The sequence below is a fragment of the Microbacterium sp. Kw_RZR3 genome (assembly GCF_029222405.1).
Classification (GTDB): Bacteria; Actinomycetota; Actinomycetes; order Actinomycetales; family Microbacteriaceae; genus Microbacterium.
In genome coordinates this window covers 1-18185 of sequence record NZ_JARHXC010000226.1, presented here as the reverse complement: position 1 = coordinate 18185, position 18185 = coordinate 1, and the positions used below count along the sequence as shown (strand labels likewise).

The window sequence follows — 18185 nt, the reverse complement described above, 5'->3', positions numbered from 1 at the left end:
CCTCACCGTACTCGGTCGCCGCCGCGGCCAGGGTGGCGCGGGCAAACGCGGCGAAGTCGGCCGTGGGCGAGAGCGTTCCGGCGGTCAGGGTGCGGTACCAGATGAGGCCCGCACGCTCCCACGCGAACCCGCCGAGCTGGGTCGCGACCAGGAAGAAGGCCCGGTTGGGGATGCCGGAGTTGATGTGTACACCGCCGTTGTCGTCGTCGGTCTCGACGTAGTCACGCATGTGCCCCGGCTGCGGGTCCTTGCCGAGGACGTCGTCGTCGTACGCGGTACCCGGCGCCTTCATCGACCTCAGCGCCTCGCCCTGGACGGCCTCGGCGAAGATGCCGGACCCGATCAGCCACGACGCCTCGTCGGCCCGCTCGCCGCGGTGGTGCTGCTCGGCGAGTGCCCCGAACACGTCCGACAGCGACTCGTTCAGCGCACCCGACTGCCCCTGGTACTCGAGGCCCCCGGCGGCCTCGGTCACCCCGTGCCCCAGCTCGTGCGCGATGACGCTCAGTGATCGCGTGAACCCCACGAACACCTCGCCGTCGCCGTCGCCGAAGACCATGCGCTCGCCGTTCCAGAACGCGTTGTCGTAGTCGTCCCCGAAGTGGACGGTCGCGAGCAGCGAGCCACCGGCCGCGTCGATGCCATCGCGCGCGAAGGCGTCCCAGAAGAAGTCGTACGTGGCCCCGAGGCCGTCGTATGCCTCGTCGACGGCGCTGTCGCCGGAGGGCGGCTCGTCTTCGCTGCGCACCCGGCGCCCGGGCAGATTCTCGGTGTTCCTGGCGTCGGAGATCACCCGGTCGGGCGCCGGCACGGCCTCGGCGACGAGTGCATCGCCGTCGATCGACAGGCGCAGCCGTCGACGGGTGGCACGCTGCGGCCGCGGCATCGCGAGCGTCTTCCGCGCGGCGGCGGCCGCTCGCGCGAGACGGGGGTCGTCGGTCGAGGCGAGCCGATCGAGAAGGAACGGGGGAACGATTCCGGGGATCATGCGCCGAGGCTAGCGCCGACCTCCGACGTTGAGACATCCCTTGTCCACAGTTGCGCGAAGAGTCCGCGGGCGCCGGGGCGCGGCATCCGTCGCCCCGAGCACGGGACGAGACGAGGACGGGTCGGCTCTCGCGGTTCTCGTGCCTCGGTCGCAGGCACGCCCAGGTGCCCGACCTCGCGCGTGGCGCCAAAGTGACCCGTGCGCTCAGCGCGGAAGCGTCGGAACGGATGCCAACAGTTGCCGCGTGTACGCGGCCTGGGGCTGCAACAGCACCTTCTCGGTCGGTCCCTGCTCGACGACGCGGCCGTCCTTCATGACGACGACCTGGTCGCACACGTTCTGCACCACACCGATGTCGTGCGAGACGAGCAGGAGCGTCAGGTCTTCTTCCGCGCGCAGGCGGCCGAGCAGCCGCAGGATCTGTGCGCGCACGGTCACGTCGAGCGCCGACAGCGGCTCATCGCCGACGAGGATGCGCGGGCGGTGCACGATCGCGCGCGCGAGGGCGATCCTCTGCCGCTGACCGCCCGAGAACTCGTGCGGAAAGCGCGCGGCCATGCCGGCATCGAGACCGACCTGCTCGAGCACCTCGCGCACGCGCGCTCGCCGGTCGCCCTCGATGCCGAGCGCCCAGAGCGGCTCGCCGACGATCCGGCCGACGCTCATGCGAGGGTCGAGCGAGGCGTACGGATCCTGGAAGACGATGCCCGTCGCCCGCCGCAGCCAGTGCAGCGACCGGGCCGACCCGCGCGCGTCGACGGCCCGACCGTCGACCTCGACGGTGCCGGTCGTCGGCACGTCGAGACCCAGCAGCAGGCGGACGAGCGTCGATTTGCCCGATCCCGATTCGCCGATGACACCCACGGCGGAGCCCGCGCGGACCGTCAGGTCGACGTCGTCGAGACCGACCGTGCGTTCGGGCCGGCCGAAGCCGCGGCGGGGTGCGGGGTAGCTCCGCGACAGGCCGCGCGCGTGGATCAGCGTCTCGCTCACGGCGCCTCCTCGTCCGCGAAACCTTCGCCGTGCGCGGACGTGGGCGGATCGTCCGGGGTCCCGGCATCCCGACCAGGATGCTCCGGATGCCACAGCGTCGCCGTCGCATCCCGCAGCAGGGCCTGCGTGATCGGGGACGACGGTGCGCGCAGCAGCTCCGAGACCTCGCCCTGTTCCACCACGCGCCCGTGTTCGAGCACGACCGCGTGGGTCGCGACCTGCGCGAGGACCGCGAGGTCGTGGGTGATGAAGACGAGCGACATCCCGGCATCCTGGACCAGTTCGCGCAGCAGCGAGAGGACACCGGCCTGGATGGTCACGTCGAGAGCGGTAGTCGGCTCGTCGGCGATGAGCAGGCGCGGCCGGCACGCGAGGGCCATCGCGATCGCGACGCGCTGGCGTTGACCGCCCGACAACTGGTGCGGGTAGCGCGACACGATGCGCTCGGGGTCGGGCAGCGCCACGCGCCCGGCCTCGGCGACGGCACGCCGAAGGGCTTCACGACGCGAGACCCGCTCGTGGATGCGGACGGACTCGCCGATCTGGCGGCCGACCGTGTGGAGGGGGTTGAGAGCGGTGCGGGGTTCCTGGAACACCATGCCGATGTCGTCGCCGCGCAGTCTCGCGAGGTCGCGATCCGGAAGGCCGAGGATCTCGCGGTCGTTCCAGCGGACGCTGCCGGTGGCGCGAGCGCCGTCGGGGAGAAGCCCGAGGATCGCGAGGGCCGTCAGCGACTTGCCCGAACCGGACTCGCCGATGAGGCCGACGCGGGCGCCGTCGGGCACCTCGAACGAGATCCCGTCGACGACGGCGCGACCGCCGATCTCGACACGGAGGTCGGTCACCCGGAGACTCACGCGACCACCCCCGGCACATGCGTGCGAGCGGCGGGCGCGCGCTCGGCGAGCGTCGGGTCGGCGGCCTCGCGCAGCGCGTCTCCGAGCAGGTTGAGTCCGAGAACGGTGAGGGTGATCGCGAGCCCCGGCCACACCACGGTCAGCGGATGCACGGCGATGTAGGCCTGCAGGTCGTTGAGCAGCACGCCCCACGAGGGCTGCGTGAGCGGGGCACCGAAGCCGAGGTACGACAGGCTCGCCTCCGCGAGCACGGCGACGGCCATGCCCCACGACAACTGCACGATGAAGACGGGAGCGACGTTCGGGAGGAGGTGCCGCGTGAGGTTCTGCCACGTCGTGAGCCCGCTCGCGCGCCCCGCGAGAACGAAGTCGCTCTGCATCACGCGTCGCAGCTCAGGTCGGGTGACGCGCGCGATGTTCACGCCGAAGCCGATCCCGACGGCCCAGATCACGACGGCGAGCGAGCCGCCCCAGACGGCCGAGATCATCATCGCGATGATCAGCACGGGGAAGGCGATGAGGATGTCGACGAGCACCGCGACGCTCTCGCGTATCCACCGCGCCGTGAGTGAGCCGAGGGCGGCGAGGGCGATGCCCAGCACCGAGGCGACGACACCGGCACCCACCGCGACGACGATCGTCGTGCGGGTCCCGGCCATGAGCAGGCTCGCGATGTCGCGGCCGTTGTTGTCGGTGCCGAGGACGTGGGGCCAGGACGGGTCCGACCAGCGCGCACGCGCGTCGACGGCGGCCGGGTCGAACGGCGTCCACACGAGCGAGACGAGGGCGACGACGATCAGCGAGACGACGATCAGGATGCCGAATCTCCCGGTGCCGAGGGCCCAGAGGCGCCTGAGGGTGCTCACGAGGCCTCCCTCTGCCGGGGGTCGATCAGCCGGTGGACGAGATCGACGACGAAGCCGACGACGAGCACGAAACCGGTCAGTGCGAGGAGCTCTCCCTGCACCTTGGGCAGATCGCGCGCCGCGACGTCGGCGACCAGCATGCGTCCCACACCGGGGAGGGTGAACAGCTGCTCGATGACGACGGCCCCGACGATGATGCCGGCGACCTGCAGGCCGAGCACCGTGATGATCGACAGGCCCACGTTGGGCAGGCCGTGGCGCAGCAGTGCCCGCGTCCGGGTGAGGCCTTTCGCGGCCGCCGTGCGCACGTAGTCCTGGCCGAGCGCCTGCAGGGTCGCGCTCCGCACGAAGCGGAGGAGCATCGCCCCCTCGACCACGCCGATCGTCACCGCGGGCAGCACGAGCGCTCGGAAGGCGGGCGCCGGGTCGCTCCAGCCGGCGCGGGGGAAGCCCTGCGGCGGGAGCCATCCGAGCCAGACGGCGAACACGACGACGAGCATCATGCCCGCCCACACGACCGGAACGGCCGCGAGAGCCTGGGCGCCCACGCTGATCGCGGTCCCGCCCGCGTGCCGACGGCCCAGGGCCGACAGCACTCCGAGGGGGATGCCGACGACGAGCGCCACCGTGAGCGACATCGCCGCGAGGGGCACGGTCACCTGCGCCTTGCTGACGAGCTCGGTCATCACCGGCGTCCCGGTGAGCAGCGAACTGCCGAGATCGCCGCGGAGCAGTCCGCCGATCCAGTCGAGGTACTGCTGCCACAGCGGGACGTTCAGCCCGAGGCTCTCGCGCAACGCGGCGACCTGCTCGGGGCTCGCCTGCGTGCCCCCGACCAGCTGGGCGACATCGCCCGGGAGCACGCGGAGCGAGAGGAAGATCAGCGCGCTGGCCACGGCCAGGCCCAGCACGAGCAGGCCCAGCCGTGTCAGCGCGTAGCGGATCACTCCGACGAGACCGTCACGCCCGCGAGGGGCAGGCGCACGTTCAGCGAGTTCTTCGGGAAGTTCGACACGTTCGTGCCCACCGCCGTGCGCGGGGCCGAGAGGAACAGCCAGTCGGCGGCATCCTGATCGTCGACGATCTGTGCGGCTTCGGCGAGGAGATCGGACGACTGCTGGTCGTCGGTGCTCGCCAGGGCCTCCGCGTACAGGCGCTGCACCTCGGCGTTGTCGAAGCCGAAGTAGTAGGTCGGGTCGGCCCAGTTGCCGAAGTCCCGCGCCTCGACGTGGCGCACGAAGCTCAGGTCGTAGTCGTGGTTCGTGTATACGTCGGTCAACCACGTCGAGAAGTCGACCTGCTTGACCTGCAGCGTCACTCCCACGTCGGCGTACGACGACACGAGGAAGGTCGCGAGAGTGCTCGGGTAGACGTTCGGGATCGTCAGCGACAGGTTGAGGTTCTCAGCGCCCGCCTCGGCCAGGAGCTCGCGCGCACGATCGGGGTTGTACGACACGCTGCCCGTGAGGTCTTCATAGCCGGGGTCGAGCGGCGGGATCGGACCGTTCAGCGGTTGTGCCGTGACCAGCGTCTCGACGAGGGCGTTGTGGTCGACCGCGAGACGCAGGGCCTCGCGCACGCGCTGGTCGTTCAGGGGAGCGCGCTGATTGTTGAACGCGAGGGTGCCCTTGTCGGTGGTGAGCCCGGACTCGATCGTGAAATTGCCGGTCCCCTCGATCTGGCCCTGCAGGTCGGGGTCGATCTCGAGCGCCACATCGACGTCGCCGCTGACCGCCGCATTGGTGGCTGCGCTCTGGTCGGGGATGTAGTCGAGCACGACTTCGGCGACTCCCGCCTTGTCGCCCCAGTAGCCGTCGTACCGGGCGAACGTGAGGCTCTGTCCCGTGTTCCACGACGCGACGCGGAAGGGACCCGTGCCGTTCTCGGCGGTCTGAAGGTTCGTCGTGTCGCCGTTCTTGAAGATCAGGCCCGCGCGACCCGTCAGCGCGAACAGGAAGTCGATGTTGGGCTTCGCGAGCGTGACGACGACGGTGGACGCGTCGGGGGAGGAGATGGATGCCACGTTCGCGAGATCGGTGCTGTTCTGCACCGTCGCGTCGTCTTTCGCTGTCTGCAGCGAGGTGACGACGTCGTCGGCGGTGAGCGCGCTGCCGTCGTGGAACGTGACGCCCTGACGGAGCGTGAACGTGTACGTCAGACCGTCGGGCGAGACGTTCCACTCGGTGGCCAGGGCGGGCACGATCGCGTTGTTCTCGTCGCCGTTGCGGGTCACGAGGCCCTGGTAGACGTTGTCGACGAGGGCTTGCTCGAGGGCGGCTCCGCTGGTGTGGCGGATGTCGAGGTTCGACGGCTCGAGCGACAGGCGCACCGTGAGAGTGGCGTTCGGGTCGGCCTCGCCGGTCGGGCCGGGCGTGGTGTTCGAGCCCGTGCACGAGGTGAGCAGCAGGGCTGAGATCAGGAGCGCGCTCGTGGCGAGGGCGGTGCGGCGCAGCATTGCGGGATGTCCTTTCGCAGGCCGAAGGCATCCGAGTGCTGTGGATGCCGTGCAGGGGTGCAAACAGCCTACTTTCACCCGTATTCCCCGCACGCCGTTGATGACGCCGCGCGACGGGGGATGACGCGCCGCGCAGGACGTCACTGCGCGGACGCGACCTCGCGGATCAGGGCGGCGAGACCGGCGGGGTCTTCCTCCTGGGCGTTGTGTCCGGTCGAGAGGACACGGACGTCGGCGGTCGGCACGCGCCGCACGAGCTCGTCGGCGTCGTCGGCGGTCACGAACCCGCGCTCGCCGCGGGCGAGGGTGATCGGGGAAGTGACCTGGGCCACGTCGTCCCAGCCCGTCGTCGCGAGCACCGCGCGCACGGCATCCGGGGTCGAGGGATCCGCCCCGGCGTTCACCGCGGCGGCGGCGAGGTGGGCGAAGTGGTGCTTCCACTCGACCCGCCCGTCCGGCCGTACGCGTGAGTTGTGGAACACCCCGCGTTCCGCGGCGGCGCGCGAACCGCCCAGACCGAACGACAGCGCGCGCTCCACCAGCTCGTCGCGCGACGCCCAGTCGGTGGGGCCGGCGAAGAACGCCCGCAGCTGCGCGGGACCGCCGCTCGGGTCGATGCCCGGCGTGATGTCGACGACGAGGAGTCGTGCGACGAGATCGGGACGGGATGCCGCGACCGCGGCGCCCGTGAGACCACCGAGCGAGTGGCCGACGAGCGTCTGCGGTCCCTCCGTCCACGTCTCGATGGCCGTCACCACGTCGGGGGCGAGGACGCGGGCGACGTACGCGGCGTCGTCGCGCCACGAGGAGTCGCCGTGCCCCGGAAGGTCGAGCGCGAGCGCGTGCAGCCCGAGGTGCAGCAGCGTCGTGTCCCAGGTGTGGGCGTTCAGCCCCGCGCCGTGGAGGAGCGTCACCGCGGGGGGAGCGTCGCCCCACCGCAGGCCGCTCAGCACGCGACCGTCGTCGAGCGTCAACTGCACGCGTTCGACGGTCGGTGTCGGGCGACCGGCCTCGGCGGCCTGGGCGGGAAGGAACGAGAACTCGTCGACCTCGGGCATGGCATCCACCCTCCCACCCGCGCCCGCGGGCCGCCACCGCGCGTCCGACTCCCTTCCCCGCGCGCTGCGCTACTCGCCGCGCCCGCCAAGCTCCCACCGCGCGTCCAGGGACAGGGGACCGGACAGGGTGAGGTCGCCGTAGGCTGTGGCCATGGGTGAGGAGAAGCGCGTTCATCTGTCGAAGAAGGCCCCCGAGGCGTACGCCGCGCTGCGATCGTTCTCGAGCACCGTCGGGCGGCTCGCCGCCGATGCCGGTATCGACGCGCGCTTGCGCGAGATCGTGCAGATCCACGCCTCCCAACTCAACGGCTGCGCGTACTGCGTGCGCGTGCACGTCGATGCGGCGGTCAAGGCCGGCCTCGACGCCGACGTGATCGCGCAGATCGCCACCTGGCGGGAGTCCGGCGTGTTCGACGAGCGCGAGCGGGCGGCTCTCGAACTCACCGAGTCGTTCACCTTCATCCACGAGGACGGCATCCCCGACGACGTCTACGACCAGGCGGGCGGCATCCTGAGCGAAGCCGAGTACGTGGCGCTCTCGTGGATCCTCGTCGCGATCAACGCGTTCAACCGCGTGGCGATCGCGGGACGATACCCCGTCCCGCCGCGCGCGGCTCACCACCACGGGGAGACCGCGTGACGTCGCTGGTCTCGGGGGCGGCGAACTTCCGCGACGTCGGCGGGCTGCCCGCGGGTGACGGCCGGACGCGAGCCGGCGTCCTCTTCCGCTCCGGCAATCTCGTCGCGGTCGACGACGACGGCATCGACACGCTGCGCTCGCTGCGGATTCGCCGCGTCATCGACCTGCGCGACGAGACCGAGCTCGCCCACGCCCCGAGCCGCTTCGACGATCTGCCCGTGGAGGTGCAGCACGAGCCGCTGTTCCTCGGGTCCGTCGACTCGTTCTTCGCCCGTGACGTGACCCTCGACGAGCTCTACGCCGCGATCGTCGACGAGTCCGCCGACCGGGTCGTGGCGGTGGTGCGTGGCATCCTGAGCGCCCAGCCCGTGCTCGTGCACTGCACCGTCGGCAAGGACCGCACCGGGGTGACGGTCGCGATCGCGCTTGCGGCGGCGGGCGTCGACCGCGAGGCCGTGGTCGCCGACTACGCGCGTACCGAGGCCCTCCTTCCACCCGAGCGCAACGCCGCCGTGCTGCGGGCGATCCGGGCGTTCCATCCCGAGAACGTCAACGCCGAGGCCCTGGCCACCCGCTCGCCGGCGCCCGTGATGCGGGCGCTGCTCGCGCGCCTCGACCGCGAGTACGGCTCACCCGCGGGTTACCTCCGTACCCACGGGATGAGCGACGACGAACTTCGACGCCTGCGCGAGGTCCTGATCGACTGAGCGATGCTTCGACGTCGCGATACAAAGCGGGAACTCAGGTTAGGCAACCCTTCTTCGCGGGTATAGTAGGGGCATCATGTCCTTCCCCTCCGAGCACAACGACGCCGCCTGTCGCGCGTCGCGGCACACCCGCGTGCAGCACCTCGTGACCGCCGACGAGACCTCTCTCGCCGAGCTCGAGGCACTGCTGGCGACGCTGCCGATCTGCTCGACGGGGCGCGTGTTCGTCGAGGTCCCCGACGCGTCGTGGATCGGCCGGATCGCGGCTCCCGCGCGCATGACCCTGACCTGGCTCGATCGTTCCCGCCGCGGTGGCGCGCCGGGGACCGGCCGCTGCTGCGCCGCGGGGGAGGCGCTCGTCCGTGCGGTCTCGGGCTGGGCCGGCGAGATGCTGTGCTGCGACGACGACGACACCCGCATCTTCCTGCTGGGCGGATACCTCGGCACGGCCGAGATCGTCGACGAGCTCGTCGCCCGCCACGGCGTCGACGCGCAGTCGATCCACACGCCCGAGCGCTTCGGCCTCGCGACCGCGCGCTGAGCGCGGCCGAGGATCGGCTCGCTCGCGCGTGATCGGCGTGCCGCGCGCTTTTCGGTGCGGCATAAACGCGATCCGCGCGCATAAACGCGCTGTGCCCGTGTTTCTGTGAGCGGATGGCGTTTATGCGCGTGCAGCGTCGTACGGCGGCGCACGGGGCTGTTGAGTGCTGGGTCGGCGCGCGGTCGGCGTGCCGCGCGCTTTTCGGCGCTGCATAAACGCGATCCGCGCGCATAAACGCGCTGCGCCCGTGTTTCTGTGAGTGGATGGCGTTTATGCGCGTCCGGCGGCGGTGCCGTGCGCCGGCGCGCTGAGCGCAGGGGCGGCGAAGCGCGAGGCGGCGCCGGCACCGCGCCGATGCGACGCCGCGCGGCTCAGCTGCCGGGCGGCACGTAGTTGCCCTCGACCAAGCCCGCCTCGATCTCGAAGCGGTTGCGCAAGGGATCGCGGCCGGCGAGGGCGTAGAGGACCGGCATGAGGAAGCCGTAGCGCTGCCACTGGCGTTTGTGCACGGCCTCGTGGCCGAGCACGGTGTCGGTCGGGCGGGCGTCGCCGGTGAGGAAGCACCCGCCGACGCAGACGCCGCCGCGGGGATACGCCCACGAGGGCAGCCCGCGGAACACCCACAGGCCGTGGCGCTTCTCGACGCGACCGGTGCTCCAGAGGGATCCCCACACCCATCCGACGGTGCAGCCGTACCAGTACCCGACGCGGCTGACGGGGGAGTCGAGCAGGAAACCGGGAATGAACCGGTCCCAGAAGCGTCCGCGCGCGACAGCCCGGTCGGCGCGCTCTCGCCATCCGGCAGGCGGCCGTGGGATCGGGCTCACGCCAAGGCCCCGATGAGCCGGAGGATCGTCCCCAGGTCGTCGACGGCGGCGGCGGGCGACGACGGCGAGTACTCGGTGAGCGTGGCCCCCGCGAGCGGCACCCGCTCCCGCAGGCGACGAAGGGATGCCACGACGTCGGTCGTGCGCGCACCGAAGGGCTCCGGCAGGGCGACTCCGGTCATCTCCGCCGGGTCGAGCACGTCGAGGTCGACGTGCACGTAGACACGGGAGGCTCCGGTCGCCTGCACCGCCTCGGCCAGCACCTCGGGGTCGGCGAGAGCGTCTGGCGCGATGACACGGATGCCGTGCTCGTCGATGAAGCGCTGCTCCTCGGCATCCAGAGCCCGCGTTCCCGCGAGAACGATCCGGGACGGCGAGATCCCGGGTTCGAGGCGGTGAAGGTTCTCGCCTTCGCCGGTGATCGCCCGGAGAACCATTCCGTGGAACGCGCCGCTGGGGGAGGAGGCGGGGGTGTTCAGGTCGGCGTGCGCGTCGATCCAGACCACGGCGAGGTCGTCGGCCGCGACGGGGGAGATCGCGCCGAGGGCTACGCCGCAGTCACCGCCGACGACGATCGCGGGATCGGCACTCGCGCGGACGGCGTCTTCGATCCGCTCGCGCATCCGAATCAGCGCGCTGAGCCGGTGGACGGCGGTGCCCTGGGCGTCGCCGGCCTCGGGCACGGCGTCGAGGACCGTGGTGGAGGCGCGCGGCAGGTCGCCCGCGATCGCCTCGGCTCCGTCGATGAGCTGCATCGCTCGAGAAGACGAAGAGCCCTGCCACTGCGGAGCGACGATGAAACGCGCCATGGGTACCTCCGGAAGAGACCGAGAGTGCACCGCCCGGCGGGCCGGACGATGCACTCTCGGAACAGCTCAGACCTGGTCGGGGCTCGGGGCGTCGATCGCGGCGCGCTGCGGGCCGCCGACCTTGAGCGCGGCGAGGCGCGCCTCGACCTCGGTGAGCTCGCCCACGTCTTCGAGAGCGTTGAACTGCGCGTCGATGCTCGAGGCCGCCAGCTCCTGCTTCCCGGCGGCCAGGGCCTCCTGGCGGCGGATCTTGTCTTCGAAGCGGCCGAGCTCGCTCGTCGGGTCGAGGACGTCGATCGAGCGGACGGCGTCGTGCACCTTGTTCTGCGCCTCGGCGACCTTCGCCCGCGCGGTGAGCTCGTTGCGCTTGGCCTTCAGCTGCTCGAGCTTGGTCTTCATGCCGTTGAGCCCGTCTTTGAGCTTGTCGACGACCTCGGTCTGCGCGGCGATGGTCGGCTCGGCGGCCTTGGCCTCGCCCTCGGCGGTGATCTGACGCTGGAGGGCGATCTTGGCGAGGTTGTCGAACTTGTCGGCCTCGGGGATGTTGCCCGACGCGCGGAGCTCGTCGCCCTTGCGGCTCGCGGCGAGGGCCTTGTTGCCCCATTCCGCGGCGGCCTGGCGGTCTTCCTGGTGGTCGCGCTCGAGGAGGCGCAGGTTGCCGATGGTCTCGGCGATCGCCGATTCGGCGTCGGCGATCGAGTTGGAGTAGTCGCGGACGAGCTGATCCAGCATCTTCTGCGGGTCCTCGGCCTGGTCGAGGAGCGCGTTGATGTTCGCGCGGACGAGGGTGGTCATGCGACCGAAGATGGACTGCTTGGCCATGCGGGGGTTCCTTCCTAGGGCGACGATGTCGAGTCTGGTGTCGAATGCTACGAATTTTCTGTGACGGCCGGGATCGGCTTGCGGCGGCGGCTCAGAAGCGCCCGCCTCCGCGGCGCGACCGGCCGCCGCCGCTGCTCCGCGAGCCGCCCGAACGCATGCCGCCACCGCCGGAGCGCGACCGGGAGCCGCCGGAGCGGACGCTCCCACCGAAGCCTCCACCGAACCCTCCACCGAAGGCGCCGCGCGAGCGCGAACCGCCCCCGCCGAGCAGGGAGTTGACGGCGATCCCGCCCAGAATCGCGCCCAGCATGTCGGTTCCGCCGCCGGAGCCGCCCCCGAACCCGCCCACGTCGTTCTGGGCGAGGGAGCCGGCCTCGCCGGAGAGCTGGACCGCGCGCTGAGCGAGCGTCAGCGCTGTCACCGGATCGCTCGCGCGCAGCTGCTCGGCCTGCACGAGGGCGGCGCCGGCTTCGGCCAGACGCGTCCGGGCCGTGGGTCCTACGGCTCCGCGTCGAGCGGCGATGAAGCTCTCTGTCGACGACACCTGCGCGCGCGCCTGGACGAGGGTGCTCTCGAGCTGAGAGGCGGCGCGCCGCTGGCGCTCCGCCGCGTCGCGCGCTTCGGCGAGAACGGCGTCGATCGTCGCGTTGGCCTTCTCGAGCGTGCCGAGCGCCCCCAGGGGATCGGAGCGCTCCCCGCCGAGCGAGGCGCGCGCCGCGTTGCGTTGCGCCGTCGCGGCCGCCACGGCTCCCGCGATCCGGCCGTCGGGGTCGGGGAGGGCGCCGGCGGCGGCGATGTCGCCGTCGATCTCGGCCGCGAGGTCGGCGCAGCGCTTCTCCGCGGTCGCCAGGTCGGCGGCCAGGGCCGATACCGCCTTCTCGAGCGTGTCGGCCTGGCTGACGGCCACCTGGCTCGCGCGCAGGGCGACGGCTGCCTCGCCCGTGTCACCCGCGGCGAGGGCGGTCGAGGCCGTCGCGATCTGTTGCGCGGCGAGGTCGAGCCGCGCCCGGGCTTGCGCCGGATTGTCGGCGACGGGGGAGAGGGCGGCGTCGCTGTAGCGCTGGCGGAGTCGCGCGAGCTCGGCCTCGGCGCCGGGGAGCGCGGCTGCGGCCGCGGCGTGCTGCTCCTGCACGCGCGCGAGCGCCTCGGGCGCCTCGGCCTCGAGGACGCGGAGCTCTTCGAACGCCGACGCCTTGGCATCCAGGGCCTCATCGGCCGACGCGCACAGGCGGAGGATCTCGGTGTACCCCGCGCGGCGCTGTTCGGGACTCTCGGGCGTCTCGTCGTCGAGCTGCTGCGAGATCGTGAAGGCACGGTCGAGATCGGCCTTCGCCTGCGCGAGGACCTCGACGAACGGGGCTGCGGCCTCGTCGCCGAACTGCGCGCGGGCGAACCCGAGCTCTTGCTCGCTGTTCTTGACCGCGTCGTCGGTGGCGACGAGCGCCGACCCCGCCCTCTTCGCGAGATCGTCGATGTCTTCCTCGCGTGACAACGGGCCCCCGGATGCCGCGCGCCGACGGCGCAGCCCGAACCACAGCAGGCCGCCACCGATCGCCAGCACGAGCACGACGAGCAGGACGATGAGCCCGACGTCGGGCCCGCTCCCGGCGGGCGTCGGCGGGGCGGGAGCGGGAGCTGCACGCTCGGCGGCCGTGAGCCCGTCCGCGGCCTTGATCGCCGCCCCTGCCCAGTCACCGTTCGAGAGAGCGGGCTGGACGAGGTCCTGCTCGATGTCGGCCAGCTGGGTCGAGGTCAGGGCGCCGTCATCGACGTCGCCCGACAGGTAATAGGCGCGGCCGCCGACCGAGACGGCGAGCAGGTACTGGTGCGGACCGAGGTTGTTGCGGTTCGCCGTCTCGTTGGCCCAGTCCGCAGCCGCCTCGGGCTGCGTGAACTCGTCGACGTACGCGACCCACATGTCGAAGCCGGTCTCGTTCGTGAGCCGCAGCAACCGGGACTGCACCTCGGCCTCTTGCGCGTTGGTCAGCACGTCGGCCTGATCGAGGACGTAGCTCGACCCCAGCGCGGGCGGGGGGACGGCCGCCGCGGACAGCGGCCACCCGAGCACCCCCGCGGCCAGCACGAGCAGAGCCACCGTCGCTTTCGCGGCACCGGGCTTTCGCATCCCTCCCCCTTCGGCTGCGGACCCGACCACTCTATAAACGACCTCCGACACCGGGGTAGGAGCGGCGCGTCCGCTCTCAGCGCACACGAGCGCCGCATAGGCTCGAATGCTCGGAGGTAGGTATGGACGACCGCTACGGCACCGATGTGCTCGCCCGCGGCTGGCGCGACGCCGGACGAGTGAAGCCCGCCCAGGTGGCGGCATCCGTCGATCTGGTGGTCGAGGTCGCCGGCACGGACTTCGTGGGTGCCGTGACCCGCGTCGAGGGCATGAACGTCGAACTCGAGGACCGCTTCCGCAAGCGCCGGCTCTTCCCCCTCGGCGGAGGCTTCCTCGTGGACGGCAAGCCGGTCGTGCTGACCGCCCCGGCCGCCGCCGCGAAGGGTCGTACGCGCACGGCATCCGGGTCCTTCGCCGTCGACGACCAGCGCGCCCGCACGGCGCGCGCGAGCCGCATCTTCGTCGAGGGCAAGCACGACGCCGAGCTCGTCGAGAAGGTCTGGGGCGCCGACCTGCGCGCCGAGGGCGTCGTCGTCGAGTTCCTCGAGGGCGTCGACCTTCTCGAACAGACCCTGGATGCCGAGCCCCCGACCGCCGAGCGCCGCTACGGCGTGCTCGTCGATCACCTCGTCCCGGGCTCCAAGGAGTCGCGCATCGCCGAGAAGATCGCGCGGGGGAGGCACGGCGCCCACGTGCGCATCGTGGGTCACCCCTTCGTCGACGTCTGGCAGTGCGTCACGCCCCGTGCCCTGGGGATCGCCGCCTGGCCCGAGGTCCCCCGCTCGATCGAGTGGAAGGTCGGCGTCTGCCGCGCCCTCGGCTGGCCCGCGGAGGAGCAGGCCGACCTCGCCCGCGCCTGGCAGCACATCCTGTCGAGAGTGACCACGTTCCGCGACCTCGAACCGGCCCTGCTCGGCCGCGTCGAGGAACTCATCGATTTCGTGACCGTCCCGTGAGCGGCCGCAAGGTGCCCGTCCGGCACACACCGGAGGGCTCGCCTAGCCTGGACGACATGGATGCCGCCGCCCCCGTCTTCCGCGACAAGCCGGTGTCGTTCGTGCGTCGAAGCGGCCGCATGTCCGAGGCGCAGGACCGCGCGTGGGCCGAGCTCTCGCCGTTCTACCTGCTGCCCGTGGAGCGGGCCGCGGCGGCGACGAGCGTCAAGGCCGGCAGTGCCGTCGACCTCGTCCAGGTCTACGGCCGCTCGGCCCGCCTCGTCGTCGAGATCGGCTCGGGGCAGGGCCACCAGATCGTCTCGGCCGCAGCCAGCGACCCCGACACCGACTTCCTCGCGGTCGAGGTCTTCACAGCGGGCCTCGCGCGCACCATGCTCGACGCCGACCGCGAGGGCGTGAAGAACCTCCGCCTCGTCGAGGCCAATGCCCCCGAGGTGCTGGAGCATATGCTGCCCGCGGCATCCGTCGACGAGCTCTGGGTGTTCTTCCCCGACCCGTGGCACAAGAACAAGCACACGAAGCGGCGCCTCGTCGCCCCCGACTTCGCGCGCGTCGCCGCGCTGGCGCTCCGCCCCGGTGGCACGCTCCGCCTCGCGACCGACTGGCAGGACTACGCCGACCAGATGCGCGACGTGCTCGATGAGGCCGATGGCTTCGAGCGGGCGTTCGCGGGGGAGTGGGCCGAGCGTTTCGACGGCCGTGTGCTCACCGCCTTCGAGCGCAAGGGTCTCCGGGTCGGCCGCGACATCCGCGACCTGACCTACACGCGGGTCTCCCCGTGACCGCGCACACCGCGGTGCCGGTGCGCGAGCGTTCCACCTGGACGCCGAAGCTCCTCCCGGCGCTGTTGGTGTGCCTCGCCGCCCCCGTGCTGTTCGTCGTCCAGATCGTGTGGCTCGGGTGGCTGCTGCTGGCGCTCGCCGTGGCATCCGGAATCCTCGTCGATCGACGCGCCGGAGTTCCCCTCGTGCGTGGCCAGCAGCCCAGCATCGCCCGCGACGTGTCGCTCGTCGCGATCGGGCAGTTCATCGTCAGCCTGATCCCGCTGCACGCCGAGCTCGACAACGCCGCCTTCGTGCGGTTCACCCTCGCGCTCGGTGGTGCGGTCGTCGTTCCCTACGTCGTCTCGCGCTTCGTATACCGCGACTATGCGATCCGCTTCCCCTGGCGCGGCGGCGGCCGGTGGACGTGGTGGCAGTGGGCGTGGCTCGCCGGGGTGATCGTGCTGGGGTACCTGATCCTGCCGTTCTACTTCATCACCTCGGGCGTCTACATGAACTGGCCCGTCGTGGACACCCCCGACCTCATCGCGCGCCTGTTCGTGGGCGTCGGCGCGGTCGGCATCTGGGACGAGCTCTTCTTCATCTGCACGGTGTTCGTGCTGCTGCGACGGCACTTCCCCGACCTCACCGCGAATCTCCTGCAGGCGATCGTGTTCGTCTCGTTCCTGTGGGAGCTCGGCTACCAGGCGTGGGGGCCGCTGCTCACCGTGCCCTTCGCGATCGTCCAGGGCTTCCTCTTCCTGAAGACCCGCTCGCTCTGGTATGTCGTGACGGTGCACCTGCTCTTCGACGCCGTGGTCTTCGGCGTGCTCGTTCACGCGCACAATCCGTCGGCGGCATCCATCTTCCTGCTCTGACGCGCGTCCCGGGTGCTGGCGTCGCTGCACGGGCGCTGCCCAGGTGCGTTCTCTACCGTGGGGGGAGGACGCTCGATCGCGTCCCCGGACGAGGGATCAGTACCCGGAGCGCGACAAGACTGGCCAGGGAGCACAGCCATGTCGTGGATCGTTCTCATCGCATCCGGAATCCTCGAGGCGGTCTGGGCCACCGCGCTCGGCCGCTCGGAGGGATTCACAAGGCTCTGGCCGACCGTCGTCTTCGGCGTCGCGCTCGTGGCATCCATGGGCGGACTCGCGTTCGCGATGCGCGAGATTCCCACCGGTACGGCGTACGCGGTGTGGGTCGGGATCGGTGCGGCCCTCACGGTCGTCTTCGCGATGGCCACGGGCGCGGAGGCGCTCTCGCTGGTCAAGGTGCTGCTCGTGCTGGGGCTCGTCGGCTGCGTCGTCGGCCTCAAGCTGGTCAGTGACACCCACTGACCAGGGACTTTTCTGAAAGTCAACCGGATGGAACGTTCGGTTTGATCCGCTACGATCTGGCTTCACTGCACTTGTCCGGGCCCGACACCGTCGTCACTCGCCCACATCTTCCTCTGTGAAAGGTTCCGAGTGAGCGCACCGCCGAGCGAGCTTGCCTCCCCGACACGTCCTTCGCGCGTCATTGAGCGACCGAGCCGATACCGCCGCCTCGACCGGCTGCGCGGGTCGCGTATCGGTCGTGCTCTGCGGCAGTACGGCGAAGACGTCCTGCGTCCGCCGCAGGGCGCGGTGCCGGTGGAGCGCGGATCGTTCACCCGTGTCCTGCTGCTCTGGGCCGTCGCGCGTGCGGTGAACTTCGGATTCCTCTGGGGCTTCTACTCGATCGCGAAGGCCGCCCGCTGGGGCTTCGGTCCCGACAGCGAGCGCCTCGGCACCTTCTTCGACTACCTCACCGGCTGGGATGCCGACCGTTACGGGCAGATCGCCGCGCAGGGGTACCCGATGTCGCTCCCGATGAACGTGTCGGGTGACATCCTCCCCAACAACTGGGCGTTCCTGCCCGTCTTCCCCGGACTCGTCCGCGTTCTCTCGGATGCCACGGGCCTCGGGTGGCAGCCCATCGCGGTGCTCCTCAGCCTCGGCGCGAGCCTCGGCGCCACCTGGCTGCTGTTCCTCCTGCTGCGCACCGTCACCAAGCCCCAGCCTGCCTGGTGGGCGGTGGTGTTCTTCTCCTTCGCGCCGATGTCGTTCCTCTTCGTGATCGGCTACAGCGAGGGCCTGTTCATGGCGCTGATGTTCGGCGCGATGCTGCTCGCCATCAAGCGCATGTACCTGTGGATCCTCCCCATCGGACTCGTCACCGCGTACACGCGGCCGGGCGTCCTCGCCCTGGGGCTCGCTCTCGGGATCGTCTTCCTGGTTCGGTTCCTCCGTCGCCGCGTCGACCCGTTCCCCGTCCGCGAGTGGGCGTCGCTCATGGTGACCGGTGGCACGATCGCGATCGCGGGCCTGTCGTGGAACCACATCGCGCAGTACGTGACCGGGACGCACAACGCCTACATCCGCACCGAGCTCGGCTGGTGGCTCGACTACGTCGGCAACGACGCGTTCACGCCGTTCACGCCCTGGTTCCGCCAGGCGGGTACCCATCTCGGTGTCGTCGGCATCGTGCTGGTCATCGCCCTGATCGTCGCCTTCCTCGCGCTGATGTGGTCGCGTCCGGTCCGCCGACTCGGGCTCATGGTCGTCTCCTACGCCTTCAGCTACGGGGTCTACATCCTCGCGGTGTTCCTCCCGCAGCAGAGCACGTTCCGTCTGCTCATGCCGATGGCGCCGATGATGGCCGACGAGCGCTGGTCGTCGACCCCGCGTCGCCGTGCCGCGATCCTGGTCGGGTGCCTCGTCCTGCAGGTCGTCGCGATCCTTCTGCTCTGGACCCGC

19 protein-coding genes and 1 riboswitch are annotated in these 18185 nt (G+C 71.1%); of the genes, 8 read left to right on the top strand and 11 right to left on the bottom strand.

Features of this window, described 5'->3' with window-relative positions; all coding sequences use genetic code 11:
* The 7 genes from P2P98_RS12680 to P2P98_RS12650 form a co-directional block, all read right to left on the bottom strand.
* Positions 1-988 (bottom strand): M4 family metallopeptidase (locus tag P2P98_RS12680; RefSeq protein ID WP_275800265.1); only part of this gene is annotated, 988 nt, incomplete at its 3' end.
* A gap of 204 nt (positions 989-1192) precedes the next feature.
* Positions 1193-1981, bottom strand: a complete 789-nt coding sequence (locus P2P98_RS12675) for an ATP-binding cassette domain-containing protein (protein ID WP_275800264.1) — start codon at positions 1979-1981, stop codon at positions 1193-1195.
* Positions 1978-2838 carry an ABC transporter ATP-binding protein gene (locus P2P98_RS12670; protein WP_275800263.1) on the bottom strand — a complete coding sequence of 287 codons (861 nt, stop codon included), beginning with the start codon at positions 2836-2838 and terminating at the stop codon, positions 1978-1980. Before P2P98_RS12670 ends, P2P98_RS12675 begins: the two co-directional genes overlap by 4 nt.
* Positions 2835-3704 (bottom strand): ABC transporter permease, encoded by an 870-nt coding sequence (locus tag P2P98_RS12665; protein WP_058596558.1) that lies wholly within the window; start codon positions 3702-3704, stop codon positions 2835-2837. Before P2P98_RS12665 ends, P2P98_RS12670 begins: the two co-directional genes overlap by 4 nt.
* Positions 3701-4651 carry an ABC transporter permease gene (locus tag P2P98_RS12660; RefSeq protein ID WP_275800262.1) on the bottom strand — a complete coding sequence of 317 codons (951 nt, stop codon included), beginning with the start codon at positions 4649-4651 and terminating at the stop codon, positions 3701-3703. The genes P2P98_RS12665 and P2P98_RS12660 overlap by 4 nt, the downstream gene beginning before the upstream one ends.
* A complete protein-coding gene (locus P2P98_RS12655; protein WP_275800261.1) occupies positions 4648-6159 on the bottom strand; it encodes an ABC transporter substrate-binding protein in 1512 nt (503 codons plus the stop codon). Before P2P98_RS12655 ends, P2P98_RS12660 begins: the two co-directional genes overlap by 4 nt.
* A gap of 140 nt (positions 6160-6299) precedes the next feature.
* Positions 6300-7217 carry an alpha/beta hydrolase gene (locus tag P2P98_RS12650; RefSeq protein ID WP_275800260.1) on the bottom strand — a complete coding sequence of 306 codons (918 nt, stop codon included), beginning with the start codon at positions 7215-7217 and terminating at the stop codon, positions 6300-6302.
* Between the two features lie 151 nt (positions 7218-7368).
* Between P2P98_RS12650 and P2P98_RS12645 the strand changes: the two genes are divergently transcribed.
* The 3 genes from P2P98_RS12645 to P2P98_RS12635 all read left to right on the top strand — a co-directional run bounded on the left by P2P98_RS12645 (position 7369) and on the right by P2P98_RS12635 (position 9105).
* Complete coding sequence (locus P2P98_RS12645; RefSeq protein ID WP_058596562.1) at positions 7369-7857, top strand: carboxymuconolactone decarboxylase family protein; 489 nt, start codon at positions 7369-7371, stop codon at positions 7855-7857.
* Positions 7854-8564: a tyrosine-protein phosphatase gene (locus P2P98_RS12640; RefSeq protein ID WP_058596563.1), complete on the top strand. Its 711-nt coding sequence runs from the start codon at positions 7854-7856 to the stop codon at positions 8562-8564. Before P2P98_RS12645 ends, P2P98_RS12640 begins: the two co-directional genes overlap by 4 nt.
* A 76-nt stretch (positions 8565-8640) precedes the next feature.
* A complete protein-coding gene (locus P2P98_RS12635; RefSeq protein WP_058596564.1) occupies positions 8641-9105 on the top strand; it encodes an SIP domain-containing protein in 465 nt (154 codons plus the stop codon).
* A gap of 371 nt (positions 9106-9476) precedes the next feature.
* Here P2P98_RS12635 and P2P98_RS12630 read toward each other — a convergent pair whose 3' ends face one another.
* From P2P98_RS12630 to P2P98_RS12615, 4 genes are all read right to left on the bottom strand, one after another.
* Entirely contained in the window at positions 9477-9932 is a 456-nt protein-coding gene (locus P2P98_RS12630) for a Fe-S oxidoreductase (protein WP_275800257.1), read from the bottom strand.
* Positions 9929-10741: an arginase family protein gene (locus tag P2P98_RS12625; RefSeq protein ID WP_275800255.1), complete on the bottom strand. Its 813-nt coding sequence runs from the start codon at positions 10739-10741 to the stop codon at positions 9929-9931. Before P2P98_RS12625 ends, P2P98_RS12630 begins: the two co-directional genes overlap by 4 nt.
* Before the next feature lie 66 nt (positions 10742-10807).
* Positions 10808-11563 (bottom strand): PspA/IM30 family protein, encoded by a 756-nt coding sequence (locus tag P2P98_RS12620; RefSeq protein ID WP_058596567.1) that lies wholly within the window; start codon positions 11561-11563, stop codon positions 10808-10810.
* A 91-nt stretch (positions 11564-11654) separates the two neighbouring features.
* A complete protein-coding gene (locus tag P2P98_RS12615) occupies positions 11655-13688 on the bottom strand; it encodes a TPM domain-containing protein (RefSeq protein WP_275800254.1) in 2034 nt (677 codons plus the stop codon).
* Positions 13689-13810: 122 nt separating this feature from the next.
* Here P2P98_RS12615 and P2P98_RS12610 point away from each other — a divergent pair, with 122 nt between their 5' ends.
* The 5 genes from P2P98_RS12610 to P2P98_RS12590 all read left to right on the top strand — a co-directional run.
* Positions 13811-14644 (top strand): DUF3097 domain-containing protein, encoded by an 834-nt coding sequence (locus tag P2P98_RS12610; RefSeq protein WP_058596569.1) that lies wholly within the window; start codon positions 13811-13813, stop codon positions 14642-14644.
* A gap of 56 nt (positions 14645-14700) precedes the next feature.
* On the top strand, positions 14701-15426 hold the full coding sequence (gene trmB / locus P2P98_RS12605; protein ID WP_058596570.1) for a tRNA (guanosine(46)-N7)-methyltransferase TrmB: 726 nt from the start codon (positions 14701-14703) through the stop codon (positions 15424-15426).
* Positions 15423-16283 carry a CPBP family intramembrane glutamic endopeptidase gene (locus P2P98_RS12600; protein WP_275800251.1) on the top strand — a complete coding sequence of 287 codons (861 nt, stop codon included), beginning with the start codon at positions 15423-15425 and terminating at the stop codon, positions 16281-16283. The genes trmB and P2P98_RS12600 overlap by 4 nt, the downstream gene beginning before the upstream one ends.
* A 63-nt stretch (positions 16284-16346) precedes the next feature.
* Positions 16347-16411: riboswitch (guanidine-III (ykkC-III) riboswitch) on the top strand.
* Positions 16412-16421: 10 nt separating this feature from the next.
* Positions 16422-16745 (top strand): SMR family transporter, encoded by a 324-nt coding sequence (locus tag P2P98_RS12595; RefSeq protein ID WP_058615280.1) that lies wholly within the window; start codon positions 16422-16424, stop codon positions 16743-16745.
* Between the two features lie 129 nt (positions 16746-16874).
* A partial coding sequence (locus tag P2P98_RS12590; RefSeq protein WP_275800247.1) for a hypothetical protein occupies positions 16875-18185 on the top strand: 1311 nt, incomplete at its 3' end.